Source organism: Haladaptatus sp. CMAA 1909 (assembly GCF_043952005.1).
Classification (GTDB): domain Archaea; phylum Halobacteriota; class Halobacteria; order Halobacteriales; family Haladaptataceae; genus Haladaptatus.
Window position 1 is genome coordinate 1,625,878 of sequence record NZ_JBIOAV010000001.1, and the last position, 14,972, is coordinate 1,640,849.

Below are 14,972 nucleotides of genomic sequence, written 5' to 3' on the forward strand. Positions count from 1 at the left end.
ACTGCGGGACTGTGTTCCCGCTCGGGGGCGTCGATGGCCGTCCGGGCATTCCGTCCGACGACCGTGGGTCGGGGTCGACTCCGAACGAGTGGAGACAATAAACCTATGTCCCGCGAGAAGTGAATTCAACGCGTGCAACGAATCGATATCGACGACGTGGAATCCGGAGGAATGGGTGACGCCGACCGTCGCGGGCTCTCGGACGCACTGGAGACGGAGGATATGTCTCTCAACCACTACGCGCTCGAACCGGGCGAGGCCTTCTCGGGCGGACTTCACACACACCTCGATCAGGAGGAAGTCTTCTACATCGTGGAGGGAACCGCGACGTTCGAGATCAAACCCGAGGCGGACGCCGAAAGCGAGACCGTCGAGGTGGGTAGCGGGGAAGCAATCCGGTTCCCGGCGGGAGAGTATCAGCAGGGTCGCAACGAATCAGACGACGACGTGGTCGCACTCGCGCTCGGTGCGCCACGTGACTCGACCGACGTACGCGTCGCACAGCCCTGTCCGGAGTGTGAGAGTGACGTTCTCGCGTTCAATATGGGCGACGACGGGATTTACCTCGAATGTCCCGACTGTGGGACGACCGTCGAGATGTAACTTCACGAGGGCACTTTTTGGCACGGTTCGAGCGTGTCGTTCCGTGCAGACCATTCAAAGAATACGTCCTTCGGACTCACGAAGCCGCTACTCTCGGAGCAGGTGCGGGTAGTTGACGATGACGCCGTCCGCGCCCGCTTCCGCGAGTTGCTCGGCCTGATACCACGTATCGATAGTGTAGACGTTGACCTCGCGCCCTTCGTCGTGAGCGACCTGCACGAGGTCGATGTCCGCGAACTGCGGGTCGTCGAGGTAGTAGGCGTCGTTGAAAAACGGCGACCCCTTCACCATGTTGTACGGGGGATTGACCGCCTCGCAGTCGTACTCGCGCACGATGTCGAGGCCGCGCTCGATGGAGTCCCAGAGCAGGTAGCCGACGGGCATCTCCGGGTCGAGTTCGCGGACGGTGGCGATGGCCGCCTCGTAGAACGAGGAGACGAGGATGTCGTTTTCGTACTCGTCGGCGATGTCGAGCGCCTTCTCCGTGAACGACCGCCAGCGGTCCTTTCCGGCCTCCAGTTCCGAACCGGAGAGGTCCGTCGAGGACTGTGCCTCCGCCGAACCGGGGTTCTTGAACTCGATGTTCACGCCGACGTGGTCCGGGATGGCTTCGAGCGCTTCCGAGAGGAACGGTATCGTTTCTCCGCTTCCGAGGACGTTCGCGTTCCGCACCGTCTCGCAGTCGTTCTCCCAGACGTACCCGTGCTCGTCGGTGAGGCCGCGGGTACCGCCGTCGCGCGCGCCGAGTTTCTCGTCGTGGAAGACGACGATTTCGCCGCCCGCACACGGCATGATGTCGAGTTCTATCATGTCCGCCGTCCGGGAGGCCGCCTCGAACGCCCGGAGGGTGTTCTCCGGATACATCCCCTTGTACCCGCGATGGGCGACGTACGTGACCCCGTCCTCGTCGTTTCCCCCGTCGTGGCCGCGGTCGTCGTCCGCACCCTGACCCTCGTCTGTCTCGTCATCGGAACACTCCTGTGCGGTTCCGACTCCGGCTAACGCGGTGCTCGCGACGGCCGCACCGGTTCCAACGAACGTTCGCCGATTCAACGTCTGGAGTCGTTCTGACACCATATTTCGACATACTTCGGCCAGTACTATAGTATTTATAATAGGAAGCTAGATTGATTCAAAGTTCTATATATGGAAAACATAGTCTCGATTCGACACTGAACGGCGTCCGATCTGTCGAAACGAGGAATCGAGTGGCACGGCCGACCCGTCACCATGCCGCTCACGCGGTCGTCAGTAGCCGACCCGTTCCGACGACCCGACGGACCAGTCCGTAGCCGAGAAGCGACGCCACCAGATAGAGTGCGACCATCGCGTGCGTGAACTGTGTCGGGCTCCCGATGGCGAGTTTCGCGACGGTGTTCGCGGGCGCTTCGGGAAGCAGGTACGTCCCGCTGAAGACGACCAGCATCGCCATCGAGAACTGGAACTGGGCCTGTTTTCTATCGCGGAACCGCAACGCAAGTATCGCTCCGAGCGCGACTATGGTTATCGAGAAGGCGGTTACGAGGACCACGATTTCGAGTGGGTTGGCGACGCTCGTTCCGTTGAACGAGAGGAGGACCAACCACGCCGCGGCCTGCACCGGCGCGAGGATTCCCATCGCCAGCAGTTTGCCGTCCACGATGTCGATGCCCGTCAGCGGCGTCACCCGGAGCAGTTCGAGGGTCCCGCGGTCGTACTCCTCGGCGATGGTGTCCACGGCGACGCTCCCGCTGATGAACACGGGCAGGAACATCAACAGCGGGATGAGCACCGTGTAGGTGAACCCGAAGTACGGACTCGCACCCTTCTCCGGCGGCGGCGCGACGACGGACCGTTCGAGTCGCGCCGATAATTGCGTCCGCTGGTGACGTTCCAGTTCGTCGAGCACCTCCTTTATCCGGGTCACGACTAACGTCGTCTGTATGTTGCCATCCGGGGCGATAGCGGTCACGTCGAGGCGTCCGTTCGCGGTGCGCTCGACGTGGAGGACCGCTTGCACCTCCCCGGAACGGAAATCATCCATCGCGCCGCGCTGGGTCCGGTACCGAACCCCTTTCCACGCATCGTCGGAGGCGAGAACCGGAGCGAGTTCGTCGCTCGCGTCGCCCGTCACGCCGAAGGAGACGACGACGTTGTCGGAGGCGGACCCGGGGTCGTACATCGACACCAATCCGACCGCGAGGAACGACGAGAACGCCGCGATGAGCAGTTGAATCAGTATCGCCAACACGATGGTCTTCTCGCTCCTGAGCGACGCCAACTCCCGTCGTGCGACGGTGAGACGCCTATCCAAGGGCGTTCACCACCGTTAGGTTGTAGGCGGCGTGAACTAACGTCGTGACGACCAGCGTCCAGACGTACCAGGTTCGGTCCTTGCCGGCACCGTAGGCCGTGATGGTCGCCGTAACCGAGTGAAGCGCGAGCGGCGCGAACAGCAGCCCCAGCAGGACGAGCGGCGACGCGTCCACGCCGAGGCCGGTGGCGGCACCGAACGCCGCCCGCCCGAGTTCGAGGTTCGGAAGTCCGACCAACTGGGCGATGGCAGTCAGTTTCTCGCCCGCGAAGAAGCCGAGTCCGGAGAGCAGACCGAGGGTACCAACCGTCCGAAGCGAGCGGTCGAACCGCTCGTGGGCGAATCCGGCGTAGACGTGGACGCTCTTTGCGACTTCCTCGATGAACGCGATGGCGAGGAGCAACACCGGAATCGAGAGTTCCACGGGAAGCGCGAAGAGGAGGGCCACGGCGAGGAGTTCCGCGACGAAGACGAACGGAATCGAGAACGCGCTGACCTTCGCGACGCTCCACTTTCCGCGTAGTTGGCCGTCGAGGGCGTCGAGCGCCTTCAGCGTCACCGGTCGTTGGGTGAACATGTCCTCCTCGCGGTAGACGCCGGCGCCGAGCGCGAACAACGCGCCCCCGGTGAGAAACAGCGGCAGCGTCGAGAAGGCGTACTGACCGAGCGCGACCGGTTCGCCCTGCAACACGCGGACCACCAGCGACAGGGGCGAAATGGCCGCTATCGGATGCACGTCGGTGAACACGGACGGCACGAAGGCGTAGGAGGTGAGGAAGACGCTGAGCGACACCGTGACAAAGGTGAGTTCCTTGAACGAGCGGGCGAACATCGCGCCGACGAACGCGCTGGCGAGGAACAACAGCGCGATGGGAATCACCGCCGAGACGGCCGTCACTACCGCGCTTGCGGTGGCCAACGGTTCGGTGCCGATGTGGGGCGTGAATTGGACGATTCCGACCGCCGTCACCGTGGCGATGGCGACCATGCCGACGAGATACGGCAGGGTTTTACCGACGATGATGTCGCCGCGGGACACCGGCGAGACGAGAAGTAGTTCGCCACGGTCGTTGATGCGCTCCTCGATGACGCTGCTGGCGTAGGCCTGAATCACGAAGTTCATCGGCAAGATGAACGCGAACGCGAGGATCAGCGACTCGAACGGGAACGGCGGCGAGATGTCCGACGGCGTTCCCCGTCGTTCGTTATCGACGAAGATGGACGACCCGGAACCGACCGACGGGGCCGCGACCGAACCGCTGCCCGACCCACCGGAAGCGCTTTCTCCGGTTCCGCTGCCGCCGCCCGTTCCGGTACCGCCGCTTCCGCCGCCGAGGCGCATCTCTCCCGCCGTCGTGGTTCGAGTGGTGATCTTCCCGCTTGAATCCGTTCCCGTACCTGTTCCCGACCCGGCGAAGCCGCCCGTGTCGTTTTGTGCCACGTAGCGGAGCGTGACGTTCACCGGGAACGCGGCGGCGCTGTCCGGTTCCTCGGCTATCCGCCGGTCGTTGTAACGTTCGACCGTCGTCCGCAGTTCCGCGAGCGCCGCTTTGCCTTTGGGAGAGTCCTTGTAACGCATCGTGTTCGCTGGACACCCCGAAATTCCGGAGTTCGGGCAGATGAACAGGTCGAACGCGCCCGAGTCGTAGTTCGCCGCGGTCGGTTCGACGGCCACGAACGTCCGGTCGAAAGCGACCGGGGCGTGGTACCGGCTGTTCTCGCTGACGCCGACGCGGTAGATGCCGTCGTCCACGGTGTTCCCCCGACTGGCGACCATGGGCGTCAGCACGCCGACGAAGAGGAGAACGACGGCGACGAGAACTAGCGTCCGGCGGTCGAACTGCCCCGCGTTTCTGCTCACCTCCCAGCGTGCGATTCGAAGCGTCTTGCGGCGTTTCACGGACGGCCCTCCACGTCCGGCGCGTCGGTCGCCAAATCGAGGAAGATGTCCTCCAAACTGGGCGTGTGCGTCTCGATGTCCACGACACTCCCACCGGACGCTTCGGCGAGTTCGCGCGTTTCGGCCACGGCGTCCATGCTCCCCACGACGCGACGATAGGTTCCGTTCTCCCGAACCGCATCCGCGACCTCGACCGTCGTGGAGACGTGGTACTCGGTTCGTCCGTACTCTTCGCGGAGGTCCTCGACGCTCCCGCCCGCGACGATTCGACCGTTGTTCATCACGACGATTCGATCACAGATGCTCTCGACGTGAAACAGGTTGTGCGCGCTGAAGACGACCGTCTTCCCCGAATCGCTCAACTCCCGCGTGAACTCGATGATGTAGTTCGTCGTGAGCGGGTCCAACCCGCTCGCCGGTTCGTCGTAAATCAACACGTCCGGGTCGTTGACCAACGAGCGGGCGATGGCGACCTTCCGCCGCATTCCCTTGGACATATCGCCCAGTCGTCGCTCGCGGTGGTCGAGTTCGAGGCGGTCCAGCGTATGATGAATCCGCTCGGTAGCGGTGGCGGGCGGTACGTCGTAGAGGTCGGCGAAGAAGGACAGATACGAGAGCGGCGTCATGTCCTCGTACAGCGGCGATTCCTCGGGGAGAAACCCCAGCTGAGTCCGCATTTCGACGTCCTGCGCGTCGTAGCCCGCGACCCGTGCGCTCCCGGCGGTCGGTTCGATGAGACCCGACAGCATCTTCAGGGTCGTCGTCTTTCCCGCCCCGTTCGGGCCGATGATGCCGAACACCTCCCCCTCGGAGACGGAAAAGCTGCTCCCCTCGACGGCCGTGAAGCTCCCGTATTCTTTCCGAATCTTTTCTACTTCGATCATAGATATATCCTATTCTCGATACTGGGGCTACTTGAGCGTGTGGCAGTGGAACTAACCGAAGATTATCGACACGACGTTAGCGGAGCGACGCCTGCACCGCTCGCTCGGCGATTTCCGCCGCGCTCGTCGCGGATCGTTCGAGGCCGACGAGCGCGACCGTCCAGACGTGCGCGTGTCCGTCCTCCTCGTTCGCTCTCCGGTGGAGTTCGACGACGTCTTCGGCGAGCATTCGAGCGTCCTGGGCCGTATCGTACGGCGGTCGTGATGCCGTCAAAACGGCATCGACCGCCGATTCCGTGAGTGTCCGCGACCGACGCGCACAGTCCTCGAACTCGTCCGACCACGGGGTTCGCTCCGCGTTCACCCGGCCGCGGAGCAGGTCGGCCACCCGCTGGAATCGCTCGGTGACGGTGAGCAGGTGTCCGGCAGTCGTATACCGGTCGAACACCGCCCGTCGGGAACGGCCGAGACGGTCGAGTTCCTCCACATCGGCGAGCGCGCGTCGAAACCGACCGTCGATGACTTCGAACCGCCGCACTGCGTCGTCATACCGTCCGTCGATTCGTTCGAGGTCGTCGAAGGAGCCGTCGACGAGAACGCGAACGACGGTTCGCTGCATCGAGAGCGCGGCGTACTGCAGTTGGAGGACGGACCGTTCGAGCGAGACGGCCGTCGTGTCGATGACCGTCCTGAAGTGAATTTCCGACCCCGATTCGCGCTCGATTTCCAGCCCGGTCTTGCTCGATGCCGCGTTCGCCGCGGCGCGACGCTGTTTCGAACTGACGCCGTTTCCGGCGCGGAGGACGAACTCCTCACAGCCAGTCGCGTACAGGGCGCCCACCACCTGCCGAACTTCGGCGGCGGATAACGCCGCGATATCGACTCTCGGTTCGTCGGAAGCGCCCCGCCCTCCGGCGGACGTCGGTTCGGGTTTGATGACCAGTTCACCGCCGTGTGCGGGATAGAACGAGAGTTCCATCCCGGCGTCGATACCGTGTTCGTCGATCCACTTTTTGGGCAGGGAGATGGTGTACGAGGAGCTACCGGTCGCCTGTACCGTCCGCGTGTCGTTCGCCAGTTCCACCGTCATCCGAACTTGCCCGTGATGTACTCTTCGACGCGTCGGCTATCGGGATCCTCGAAAATTTTCCCGGTCGTATCGTACTCGACGAGTTCGCCACCGGTGAGGAACACGGCGGTCTGGTCGCTGATGCGCGCCGCCTGTTGCATGTTGTGCGTGACGACGACGACGGTGTACTCGTCGGCCAGCGACTCGATGAGTTCCTCGATTTTCGCGGTGGCGATGGGGTCGAGCGCGCTCGCCGGTTCGTCCATCAGGATGACCTCCGGATTCACCGCGAGACAGCGCGCGATGCAGAGGCGTTGTTGCTGACCGCCCGAGAGACCGAGTGCGTTGTCGTCCAGTCGGTCGCTGACCTCGTCCCACAGCGCGGCGTTCCGAAGCGATCGCTCGACGAGGTCCGATTCGGCCTCTCCGTCGGCGTTGCCGAGCAGTCTCGCGAGCAACCCCGTCTGGGTGTCGCCGTGTTTTCGCGGCCCGTATGAGATGTTGTCCCGGATGGACTTCGGGAACGGGTTCGGGCTTTGGAACACCATGCCGACGCGCTTACGCAGTTCCACGAGGTTCACGCCGTCCTGATAGACCTCCTGGCCGTCGAGCGTCACCGATCCGTCGATGGCTGCGGCGTCGATGCGGTCGTTCATCCGGTTGAGACACCGGAGAAACGTCGATTTCCCGCAACCGGACGGACCGATGAGCGCCGTCACACTCTCTTCGGGAATGTCCATCGAGACGCTCTTCAACGCGTGGTCGTTGCCGTAGTAGACGTCGAGGTCCGAGACGGCGAGTTTCGTCTCGCCATCGAACTCGTAGTTCGTCCACTCCGTTCGAACCCGCTCTTCTGTTTCGCCGGTGGTCGTGGTCTGTTCGCCGTTCTGGTTCATCGCGATTTTACTCATGGTGTAGTTTCCTCCTGAAGTAGAGTCGACTGACGATGCCGATAGCGTACAGTCCGAGGACGACGACCAGCAGGACGAGCGCCGTCCCCCAGCCGAAGGCTTGGGCCGTGAACGCTTCTCCCGGCGGCAGTCCGGACGTTATCGACGTGTAGAGCTGGTATGGAAGTGCACTCCCCGCTTTCAGCAGTTCCGGGTTGGTCACGAACGGCGGGGAGGACGTGAACTCGAACGACCCGAGCACGTTCGGATTCGAATTCGGGTACGGCGGCCCGCCATACACCAGAATCAGCGGTGCGGTCTCGCCGGCGATACGCCCGACGCCGAGGATGATGCCGGTGATGACGCCGGGCACCGCCGACGGAAGGACGACGCTACGAATCGTCTGCCACTTCGAGACGCCGAGCGCGACGCTCGCTTCTCGGTACTCCTCGGGAACCGCTTTGATAGACTCACGGCTCGTGATGACCACGAGCGGGAGGAGCATGAATCCGAGGACGACCATTCCGGCGAGCAACGACCGCCGACCGCTACTGACCCGCGGCATGATGAACGCGATGCCGAACAGTCCGAAGACGATGCTGGGCGTACTCCAGAGGCCGTTCGTCGCGACTTCGACGAGTCGGGTGAACCGTCCACGGTCGGCGTACTCGGTGATGAACACCGCCGCGCCGACGCCGAGCGGGACCGCGAACGCGATGGCTCCGGCGACGAGCCAAAGCGTTCCCACGACGGCGGGGAAGACGCCCGGTACTTCGACGAAGAGACTCTTGGTGACGTTCGTCAGGAACGGCAGCGAAACGACGTTCTTTCCGCCAAGTTTCGCCCCGGTCAGGACGGTATCGAGTCCGTTGACGACGATGAACCCGACCAGCAGTAGGAGGGTTGCGAGCATCCCGGCGATGCTCATCAACACGAGAAGGTACGCGCCGTTCTGACGTCCCCGAGCACCGAATCCTGCGCGTGCCTTTGCGGCGCTCCACGATGCGACGAGGGACGCCAAGGCGACGAGCGTCGGTACGACGACCGGTCCGATGAACGTCATGGAGAGGCCGTTCGGCGACCACGTCCACGTCGTATCGATGACGCCGGTCGCCACGACGCCGCCGACGAACAGCAGGAACGTTCCCGCCGGGAGCGTCGAACCGACGTCCTCCCGCGGGAGGACCGCGATTACCGTGGCAACCACGCCGATGAGGACGGCAGCGGCGAGCCATCCGCCGGTCCCTAACCCGACCGTCTGGGACGCGATCAGTCCGCCGGTGACGAAGCCAGCGAGGCCAAACAGCACGCCGACGAGCAAGCCGGCGGTCGTCGATGGCTCCGTCGCGAACGCCCCGTATCGTGACCCGAGACCGAGTGCGATGACGCCGAGTCCCATCGCGACCAACAGCACGCCCAGTGTCGTGAACAGCGAGACGCCGAGGACGCTCGTCGTCTGATCAACCCACTGGAACAACGTCAGCCAACTCGCCACGAACGCCGCAAGTCCGACGCCGATGACGCCTGTGGCGAGGTAATCGGCCGTCGTCGATTCGTCCACGACGAGTGCGGTTCGTTCGACGGAACTCATCGCTTCCCTCCGAGTTTCTCCTGCATCCGCGTCTCGATGTACATCGACCCGACGCTCAACACGAGGACGGTCAGGAAGAGGACGACGCCGGCCGCGAACAGCGAACTCAACGCCAGTCCGTGCGAAGAGTTCGCGTTGAACGCGATGAGCGTCGTCAGCGTCTCCCCTTTGCGTCCGAACACGTCGAATATCGGGTCCGGGAAGCCGACGTTGTGCGTTATCATCACCGTCGCCGCCATCGTCTCGCCCATCGCTCGGCCTACGCCGAGCAATACCGCGGCGGAGACTCCGGAGAACGCCGCCGGAACGGTGACGCTCTTCATCGTCTGCCAGTCGGTCGAACCCATCGCTAACGACCCGCTCTTCATCGATTCCGGAACCGTCGATAGCGCGTCCTCGGCGACCGTCACGATGGTCGGCAACGCCATGATTCCGATGACCAATCCGACCGTGAACAGGCTCCCGAACGTCGGCGTGTTCAACTCCTTGTAGAAGTAGTCGTTGACGATGACGAATCCGATGAACCCGTACGTGATCGAGGGAATCCCGGCCAGCATCTCGATGCCCGGCTTGACGACCTCGCGGACCGTCGGCGGGGCGATTTCCGAGAGGAACAACGCCCCGGCGATGCCGAGCGGGGCGGCGACCGCAGTGGCGATGACCGTCGTCACCAGCGTGCCGAATATCATCGGCGACAGGTAGTACAGACCGTCGCCTGCGGGCCAAAACGATCCGCTCGTGTTCGTTCGGTATATCATCGCGACGCCGGTCTTCCGCAGTGCGGGCCACGCTTCGAGGAAGATGAATGTGATGATGAGGCCGAGGATGGTGACGGTCAGTATCGTTGCGAGGAACGTCAGTCCCATCGCGGTGTCCGATTGGTGGGAGTACCAACCGACGCCGGAGAGGACGACGAACAGCGCGACCGGTGCGACCGTCCACCGAGAACTGTTCAAGAACAGGCCGAACGCGGCGAGCAACGTGAGCGCGCCGAACCCCCACAACAACAGCGCTCCGTCGTCGTGCTGTGACCAGTAATTAGTTATCCGTGTCGATAGTGCGTCTGCCATACTGAATACTGTGTTCAAATAGTCATCCGTTTGTGCGACTCGCGACTTCGGTGGACTGACCGCAGACAGCGGTCAGTCGAACTCGCTCGGCGCGACTTTCTTGCGTTCTTCTTCCAGTCGCCCCTTCGGCAGTGCGAAGTAGTTGTTCTTTTTCACGAACATCTCCTGCCCGAAGTCGCTCAGAATGAAGTTGAGGAACGCCGCTTCGCGTCGCGAGGTGTCCTCCCACGTGTAAGCGTGGAGGTCACGCGAGAGCGGGTAATCTTTCGCACCGAGGTTTTTGCCGTACTCGTACAGCGTGTCTCCGATTTGGAGTCCGATGGGTGGCACTTGGCCGTCCGGCTTGACGAACGCGAGTGCGAGGTACGTGATGGCGTTGTCCGCCTGCGCGACGGCCTGTGCGAGTTGCTGGTTCTTCCCGTAGCGCTGGTCGGGCTTGGTCTGCGCGTTCGCGTCCCCGAACACGTTGCTCCGGAAGGACGTCGCGGTCCCGGAATCGGGTGCGCGACCGAGAACGAGCATCTCCTTGTCGGGACCGCCGACTTCGCTCCAGTTGCTGACCTGCCCCTTGTAGATCTTTTTGAGTTGGTCGAGCGTGATCTTGTTGACGCCCGCGCCCTTGATTTCCTTGCTCACGACGATGGGCTGGCCGTCAACGCCGACGACGTGATCGACGAATTTCTTCATCTCCGAGTCGGAGACGTTCTTGCCCTCGAGTTCCGCTTTCGCGGGCGCACTAGCATCGCCGATGTCGACGCGACCTTCCATGACGCCTTCGATACCCGTGCCGGAGTGGCTCAGCGCGACGTTCGCGAGGAACGGCGGGCTCGACCGCTTGCCGGTCGCTTCGTAGCCGTACTTGCCTGCAAAGAAGTCGGCGAGACGTTTGTCGGTGCCGTATTCGTCCTTGGCCCACTTCTTCGGCCAGTAGTCCTCGTCGCCCGGTTCCGGATTCGAGTTCCAAAAGCTCGCCCCGTCTCCCGTGATGGGGTACACGGTCGAAGACCCGTCCGCGGTCAACGCCTCGGTCGAGAGCTTCTGTCCACTGTCGTTGTCGCCATTGGAACTACCGGTGGCTTTCGTCGTCTCGTCGTTACCTTCTGTCGAGGACCCGTTGCTGTCGTCCCCTCTGCTGGAACAACCTGCGAGGGCCAGTGCACCAGCAGTGCTGCCGGTTATCGCGAGGAATTTCCGTCGTGAGGTGCCACCGTTTGCCCGCCTTGATTGTCGCGTCATTCACCCGAGGGTGACCGACGGGTAGTAAAAGCCGCTTATAATTGGCGTTCATATTACGTCCGTTCGTATTATTCCCATAGGGAACGGTATGGATATCGCTGTTCGCACACGTGTCGCCAATAGTTGTATTATCGAGATAATACCCCTATATAGATGCGCTATCGGCGATGCTGGCGACCTCTCGATCACGAATGCCATCGACGGTCGACGATATGACTATTTTTCCGAGTGAAATAACAGTCGGTGGGAGACCGTTCTGTATTCGAACGAAGAGGGAGACCGGGCGACGGAAGGACTCAAAATCAGCGAACGGAGTCGAAGCGAGAGTTCGTACTTCAGGTTCTCCGTTCGACATCACGCCAGAACCGACCCGTACGCCGGAACCTCGCTCCCTCGGAAAGGAAGTATGCGTTGCTCCTCGTCTTTACGCGTCGTCCTTCCGGAGTTCGAACTTCAGAATCTTCCCGCTAAGCGTCTTCGGCAGTTCGTCGACGGATGCGTACTCGCGCGGGCGTTTGAAGTCGGCGAGTTCGTCGCTCCAAAGGAGGAACGAATCGAGCGCGTCCGCCGTCGCCACCGAGTCGGGGCGACGTACGCGGCACCTTTTGCCCCCATTCGTCGTCGGGTGCGCCGACCACCGCCGCCTCGGCCACGTCGGCATACTCGAGGAGCGTGTCTTCGATCTCTCGCGGGTAGATGTTCTCCCCACCGCTGAGTATCGGTGGTGAGAGAGAGTATCTCCCACAGCCGTGTACATACGCTGGAGTTTCCGCATTAATGTTAAAGATCCGGACGCTAGCGGTTCTCTCGAAGCCGAAACGCCCGTGTATTCGTTCGACCAGCACGGCGTTCGAACGTCGCTGACGAGGTAATTCTCCGGTTACGACATCATCTCGGAAAGATGTATGATCGAAATCGTTAGATAATACGACCGTTCCCGAAGGTTTAAATCTGAATGGGGAACCAAACATATCTATAACGATATGTCTTCAATAGGAACTTCGACGAAAACTGTCAGACGCGCTTCCGGGACTGTTCCCCCGCCGATTCCGCCGGACGACCCCGACGCGTGGTACGCATCCGACGTGCGCGACCAGCGCGAACTTCACCCCGGCGTCGTCGCCACGATTCGGGAAACCGACGACGGCTTTCGATACGACGTTCGCACGCCAGCGCTCGGTTCGTCGGACGAAGACGCACTCGCCCGTGTTCGTGAGTACTTCGCCACCGCGAACCTCCGCCGCCCGCTCACGCGGGAGGGAGCGGTCGAACGCGTCGAGGAGGGGTTCGAGCCGAAATACCGCCGCGCCATCGACCGATTGACCGACCTCTCGAACTCGGCCCGCCGCCGGGTCGAGTATCACGCGCTCGCCGAGTTGCTCTGCCTCGACCGACTGACGCCGTTGGCGTTGGACGAAAAGATAGAAGTCGCTGACGCCGCGGGGGACCACCTCGTCGTCCACACGGAAGACTACGCACCCGCCGACACCGAACTCCCCGCTGATGCCGACTATCTGGCCCGGTTTGCCAGCGAACGAATCGAGACGCACACCGTCGATTTCCGGGCGTTCCGAATCCCGGTCGTCGTCTACGAGGAACACCTCCTCGGGACGGACTCCTTCGCCACGAAGTACGCCGTCCTCGAACCCAACCTCCTGCCGGACGACGACCGACTCATCGAGGAGTGCAAGGACCGCATCTGGGAGACGCACGTCGGCGACATCGTGGACGACCGCGCGGCCTTCGTCCGCGAGCGAGCGACGCAGTTCCTCTCCCGGCGGCTGACCGCCCGGAACATCCGCGCGTGGTTCGATGCGGCGAAGTATCGCGTTCGGACCGCGCTGTCGGAATACGACCTCGCGGTTCCGCCGGTGGACCACCGGTTCTCGGACGACCGACTCACTGACCTCGTGTACTACGTCCTCCGGGACTACGTCGGGCACGGAAAACTCACGATTCCGATTCGGGACGGCCTGCTCGAAGACATCGAGGCGAACCGGGTCGGCGAGCGAATCAAGGTCGTTCCGCGCGGCCGCGCCATCGGCCACGGCGAGCGCATCCCGACGAACCTCGCGTTCGAGGACGAATCGGCGTTCGTCAACGTCGTCACCCAGATGGCCGCCTCCGACGGCGTGGAACTCAACGCCAGCAATCCCAGCGCGAAGGTGAACCTCTCCCTCGACGGCGTGGCCGACGAGGAGACCATCCGGTGTGCCGTCGCGCTTCCGGTCATCTCGGAGGGCGGCCCGCACATCTCGATTCGGAAGCAGGCACCGGACACGATGACGCCGGTGGACCTGCTCGACGCCGACAGCATCTCCACCGAACTCGTCACCCTGTTCTGGCAACTGTACGAACACCACGGGGTCGCGCTGTTCTCTGGGCAGACGGGGGTCGGGAAAACGACGCTCATGAACGCGCATATGCCGTTCATCCCGTACCGCGACCGTCCAATCAGCATCGACGAAGGGTCACGCGAGGTCCGATTGCCCCACGAAACGGGCGTCTCGCTCACCACCCGCGACCACGAAAACGATTACAAGCGCGTGACGATGGCGGACCTGATGACCGAATGTAACTACCTCAACCCGGACGTGGAAGTCATCGCCGAAATCAACACGCCCGCCTCGTTCCGCACGTTCGCCGAATCGCTGAACACGGGTCACGGCCTCCTCGGGACGACGCACGCCGAGACGATCGAGAAACTCGTCAATCGGGTGGTCGAACAGGGCCTGTCCGCCTATCTCCTGCAAGAAATCGACCTCGTGGTGTTCCCCCGAAACGTGGACGGCGAGCGCTACGTCGGCGAAGTCGTGGAACTCGTGACCGAGGACGAGTTGGCCGAACTGGACGGCCGCTGTGGCACGGTGAAGAAGGACGGCACGGCGATTCACTGGAACGCCCTCGCGTGGCGCGACCACGAGGGCACCTTCCACACGAAGTACGACCACCCGCAACTCGGCGACGACGAGCGAGACATCGGCTTTCGGTTCTTCCACCGCCTCGCTTACCGAACCGACCGGAGCGTGAAAGAGGTCGAAAACGAGTTCCACCGCAAGCATCGCTACGTGCAGTATCTGGAACGGGAGGGCGTCACGGACTTCGACGAACTGTTCTCGTTCCTGGCCGACCTCCAGAACAACGAGGCGGCGACGGTGGAACGGGTGTCACGGGAAGTGAGCGAATGAATGTAGAGTCGATCGGTGTCGATACTGAACGATGGGACACGAAGTATCCGCTGAACCTCCCGCCGTCGTCACGCTCCACTCCGACTGGCCATCGACTCCGGCGAGCGTTTTTCCCTACGCGGCGCAATAAGAATCCATTCCCATACCTGTTCTAAAATCCGAGAGTTTAAATTAAATGACACAGCTAGCTCGTTTTATGATGCGTTTTGTGAACGAGGTAACGGGATGAATACCGTCGCCGAATCGAC

11 protein-coding genes and 2 pseudogenes are annotated in these 14,972 nt (G+C 62.6%); 2 read left to right on the top strand and 11 right to left on the bottom strand.

Annotation, left to right across the window (positions count from 1 at the left end):
- The first annotated feature begins 132 nt into the window (after positions 1 to 132).
- Positions 133 to 603: a cupin domain-containing protein gene (locus tag ACGYLY_RS09045; RefSeq protein ID WP_395281982.1), complete on the top strand. Its 471-nt coding sequence runs from the start codon at positions 133 to 135 to the stop codon at positions 601 to 603.
- Between the two features lie 87 nt (positions 604 to 690).
- Here ACGYLY_RS09045 and ACGYLY_RS09050 read toward each other — a convergent pair whose 3' ends face one another.
- The 11 genes and pseudogenes from ACGYLY_RS09050 to ACGYLY_RS09100 all read right to left on the bottom strand — a co-directional run.
- On the bottom strand, positions 691 to 1,680 hold the full coding sequence (locus tag ACGYLY_RS09050; protein ID WP_395281981.1) for a glycerophosphodiester phosphodiesterase: 990 nt from the start codon (positions 1,678 to 1,680) through the stop codon (positions 691 to 693).
- A gap of 160 nt (positions 1,681 to 1,840) precedes the next feature.
- A complete protein-coding gene (locus ACGYLY_RS09055; RefSeq protein WP_395281980.1) occupies positions 1,841 to 2,896 on the bottom strand; it encodes an ABC transporter permease in 1,056 nt (351 codons plus the stop codon).
- Positions 2,889 to 4,796 carry an ABC transporter permease subunit gene (locus ACGYLY_RS09060; protein ID WP_395281979.1) on the bottom strand — a complete coding sequence of 636 codons (1,908 nt, stop codon included), beginning with the start codon at positions 4,794 to 4,796 and terminating at the stop codon, positions 2,889 to 2,891. Before ACGYLY_RS09060 ends, ACGYLY_RS09055 begins: the two co-directional genes overlap by 8 nt.
- On the bottom strand, positions 4,793 to 5,680 hold the full coding sequence (locus tag ACGYLY_RS09065; RefSeq protein WP_395281978.1) for an ATP-binding cassette domain-containing protein: 888 nt from the start codon (positions 5,678 to 5,680) through the stop codon (positions 4,793 to 4,795). The genes ACGYLY_RS09060 and ACGYLY_RS09065 overlap by 4 nt, the downstream gene beginning before the upstream one ends.
- A gap of 76 nt (positions 5,681 to 5,756) precedes the next feature.
- On the bottom strand, positions 5,757 to 6,770 hold the full coding sequence (locus tag ACGYLY_RS09070; protein ID WP_395281977.1) for an AbrB/MazE/SpoVT family DNA-binding domain-containing protein: 1,014 nt from the start codon (positions 6,768 to 6,770) through the stop codon (positions 5,757 to 5,759).
- Positions 6,767 to 7,618 (bottom strand): annotated as a pseudogene (pstB, locus tag ACGYLY_RS09075) (phosphate ABC transporter ATP-binding protein PstB); the annotation flags it as partial. The pseudogene pstB and the gene ACGYLY_RS09070, both read right to left, overlap by 4 nt.
- Positions 7,619 to 7,652: 34 nt before the next feature.
- Complete coding sequence (gene pstA / locus ACGYLY_RS09080) at positions 7,653 to 9,230, bottom strand: phosphate ABC transporter permease PstA (protein ID WP_395281976.1); 1,578 nt, start codon at positions 9,228 to 9,230, stop codon at positions 7,653 to 7,655.
- Positions 9,227 to 10,300: a phosphate ABC transporter permease subunit PstC gene (pstC, locus tag ACGYLY_RS09085; protein WP_395281975.1), complete on the bottom strand. Its 1,074-nt coding sequence runs from the start codon at positions 10,298 to 10,300 to the stop codon at positions 9,227 to 9,229. Before pstC ends, pstA begins: the two co-directional genes overlap by 4 nt.
- A gap of 72 nt (positions 10,301 to 10,372) precedes the next feature.
- Positions 10,373 to 11,536 carry a PstS family phosphate ABC transporter substrate-binding protein gene (locus ACGYLY_RS09090; protein ID WP_395281974.1) on the bottom strand — a complete coding sequence of 388 codons (1,164 nt, stop codon included), beginning with the start codon at positions 11,534 to 11,536 and terminating at the stop codon, positions 10,373 to 10,375.
- 424 nt (positions 11,537 to 11,960) lie between these two features.
- Positions 11,961 to 12,113, bottom strand: coding sequence for a hypothetical protein (locus ACGYLY_RS09095; protein ID WP_395291260.1), 153 nt, complete (start codon positions 12,111 to 12,113; stop codon positions 11,961 to 11,963).
- A gap of 64 nt (positions 12,114 to 12,177) precedes the next feature.
- A pseudogene (locus tag ACGYLY_RS09100) lies at positions 12,178 to 12,507 on the bottom strand (hypothetical protein); the annotation flags it as partial.
- Between the two features lie 12 nt (positions 12,508 to 12,519).
- Between ACGYLY_RS09100 and ACGYLY_RS09105 the strand changes: the two are divergent.
- The gene (locus ACGYLY_RS09105) at positions 12,520 to 14,724 is read left to right on the top strand and encodes a type II/IV secretion system ATPase subunit (RefSeq protein ID WP_395281972.1); all 2,205 of its coding nucleotides are present in this window, start codon (positions 12,520 to 12,522) and stop codon (positions 14,722 to 14,724) included.
- Positions 14,725 to 14,972: the final 248 nt, after the last annotated feature.

Coding starts and splice junctions, on each gene's coding strand:
- ACGYLY_RS09065 (WP_395281978.1), bottom strand. CDS start 5,680: ATGATCGAAGTAGAAAAGATTCGGAAAGAATACGGGAGCTTCACGGCC.
- pstA (WP_395281976.1), bottom strand. CDS start 9,230: ATGAGTTCCGTCGAACGAACCGCACTCGTCGTGGACGAATCGACGACG.
- ACGYLY_RS09050 (WP_395281981.1), bottom strand. CDS start 1,680: ATGGTGTCAGAACGACTCCAGACGTTGAATCGGCGAACGTTCGTTGGA.
- ACGYLY_RS09090 (WP_395281974.1), bottom strand. CDS start 11,536: ATGACGCGACAATCAAGGCGGGCAAACGGTGGCACCTCACGACGGAAA.
- ACGYLY_RS09105 (WP_395281972.1), top strand. CDS start 12,520: ATGTCTTCAATAGGAACTTCGACGAAAACTGTCAGACGCGCTTCCGGG.
- pstC (WP_395281975.1), bottom strand. CDS start 10,300: ATGGCAGACGCACTATCGACACGGATAACTAATTACTGGTCACAGCAC.
- ACGYLY_RS09070 (WP_395281977.1), bottom strand. CDS start 6,770: ATGACGGTGGAACTGGCGAACGACACGCGGACGGTACAGGCGACCGGT.